General features: G+C 59.2%; 3 protein-coding genes. 1 reads left to right on the forward strand and 2 read right to left on the reverse strand.

The window, feature by feature from the left end; genetic code table 11:
* Positions 1-77 precede the first annotated feature (77 nt).
* Entirely contained in the window at positions 78-500 is a 423-nt protein-coding gene (locus tag ACTJK4_RS15965) for a hypothetical protein (protein WP_440818361.1), read from the reverse strand.
* 122 nt (positions 501-622) lie between these two features.
* Positions 623-1,516 (reverse strand): LysR substrate-binding domain-containing protein, encoded by an 894-nt coding sequence (locus ACTJK4_RS15970; RefSeq protein ID WP_440818363.1) that lies wholly within the window; start codon positions 1,514-1,516, stop codon positions 623-625.
* Positions 1,517-1,640: 124 nt separating this feature from the next.
* On the opposite strand from ACTJK4_RS15970, the gene ACTJK4_RS15975 reads away from it, so the two are divergent.
* Positions 1,641-2,090 (forward strand): isochorismatase family protein (locus tag ACTJK4_RS15975; protein ID WP_440818365.1); only part of this gene is annotated, 450 nt, incomplete at its 3' end.

Here is a 2,090-nt window from a genome sequence, read left to right on the forward strand (position 1 = left end):
TGGCGGCAAGCTCCCGAACCTAATCGGCGGCGGGGGGCGGCGTGCTTAGGCTTAAGCGGTCAATCGAAACGGACACCTTACCAGCCGGGGTAGATGCGCGAGTCGCGCGGCTTGAGCTCGGTGCTCTTGAGTTCTTCGAGTTTGCCCTTGGCCGCCGCGATCTTGTTGGTGGCGATGCGGGCGTCTTCAGCGGATTTCTTGGTGGCCTTGGCGGCGAGGGATTGCTGGGCTTTCTCCAGCCGTTCGGTCTGCTTGGCCAGCTCCTGCAGCAGCGCGATCTCGTCTGCGGCCATGCGCGCGCGGATGACCTCGGCGATCTTCTTTTCTTCGTCGGTCTCGGGCGATTCGAGGAAGTGCGCGGTCATCGCCCTCGGGACGTGCATCTTCGGGTTGGCGAAGTACTCCATCACCATGCGCGTGAATTCGTCGAGCGACATGATGGCGCCGTACTCGTGTACGAACCGTCGATAGTCGGCTTCGATTTGGGCGGAGTAGCACATGGGTGCGGGGCTCCCGGGTGGGCTGTCTGATGATACGCCCCATGGTGGTCGACTTTCGGCCGCCGGCTGAGCGCTAGGTTTTGATTTTGGCGGTCATCACATTCAATAAGCGCCGCCCAGGTTTAGTTCGGTTGTATGTGCGTCGCCAGGTAGTCGATCAACAAGCGCACGCCTGGTAGAAGCCCTCTGCGCGATGGGAATACGGCGTGAATGATTCCGCCTTTGGGCGCCCATCCGGGCAACATGTCAATCAGCGCGCCAGAGCGCAGGTCATCTTCAACCACCATGCAGGGAAGTTGGACCACGCCAACGCCGCGAAGGGCGGCTTGTCGTAGCGCGGTCATGTCGTCGGTGATGTAGCGTGGGTGATGTCGGACCTGTGCCTCCTGGCCGTCGGGCCCCACAAGCTGCCACACATGGTCTCTGGGCGGGCCCCAGTCCAGCGTATCCATGCCAGCGAGTACTTCGGGGCTTTGTAGTTGGCTTTGGCCAGAGAGAAGGTCGGGGCTGCCGACTAATCTCTGGGGGCTTTCGGAAAGGACACGCATTACGAGATCGCTGTCTTCCAGCGGCGGGAACCGTACGCGAAGCGCGAGATCCAGCCCTTCGCTGAGGACGTCGACCCGCCGATTCGTTGCGTCCAGATGCACATGCACCTTGGGATATTCGGTCATGAATTGCGCGACCAGATCTCCGATTCGGTATTCCAGCAGCGCTGTGGGGCAGCTCATGCGTACGGTGCCCTGCGGTTCAGCATGGCTGCGCTCCATGATTTCCGTCGCGGCGTCGACTTCGGCGAGAACGCCCAGGCATCGTTCATAGAACGCGCGGCCGGTCTCCGTGACCGAAAAGTGTCTTGTGGAGCGGTGCAGCAGGCGGACGCCATATTGGGACTCAAGCGCCGCAATGCGTCTGCTCAATTTCGATTTGGCGACATCCAGCGCACGCCCAGCCGGTGTGAACCCGCCGTGTTCTACCACCTTCACGAAGTAATAGATGTCGTTCAGATCATGCATGGATTGTTCTCAAATAAGAACACTGATGCCATGTTAATGCACTACTCACCAGATTGTTGCGCAAATAGGATGTGGCTACGGTCGGCCATGTGCCGACGCTACTAGTTTTCAGAAGGAGATTGCCGTGAACACAACCTACAAGCGCCTGGACAAGAATGACGCCGCAGTTTTGCTGGTCGACCACCAGGCGGGCCTGCTTTCGCTGGTACGCGATATTGAGCCCGATAAGTTCAAGAACAATGTTTTGGCGCTGGCCGATTTGGCGCAGTATTTCAAGCTGCCGACGATTCTGACCACCAGCTTCGAGACCGGTCCAAACGGGCCTCTCGTGCCGGAGTTGAAAGCACAGTTTCCGGATGCTCCTTACATCGCTCGTCCGGGGCAGATCAACGCATGGGACAACGAAGAGTTTGTTGCTGCAGTGAAGGCCACAGGAAAAAAGCAGTTGATCATCGCTGGCGTCGTGACGGAGGTATGCGTCGCCTTCCCGGCGCTTTCTGCGCTTGCTGAAGGCTACGACGTTTTTATCGTCACGGACGCCTCGGGCACCTTTAACGAAGTCACGCGCCATGCG

It is taken from the genome of Ralstonia sp. 22111 (assembly GCF_052045895.1).
GTDB lineage: Bacteria > Pseudomonadota > Gammaproteobacteria > Burkholderiales > Burkholderiaceae > Ralstonia > Ralstonia wenshanensis.

Bases quoted from the DNA above. Each gene is read 5' to 3' on its own strand.
- ACTJK4_RS15965 (WP_440818361.1), bottom strand. From the start codon at position 500: ATGTGCTACTCCGCCCAAATCGAAGCCGACTATCGACGGTTCGTACAC.
- ACTJK4_RS15970 (WP_440818363.1), bottom strand. From the start codon at position 1,516: ATGCATGATCTGAACGACATCTATTACTTCGTGAAGGTGGTAGAACAC.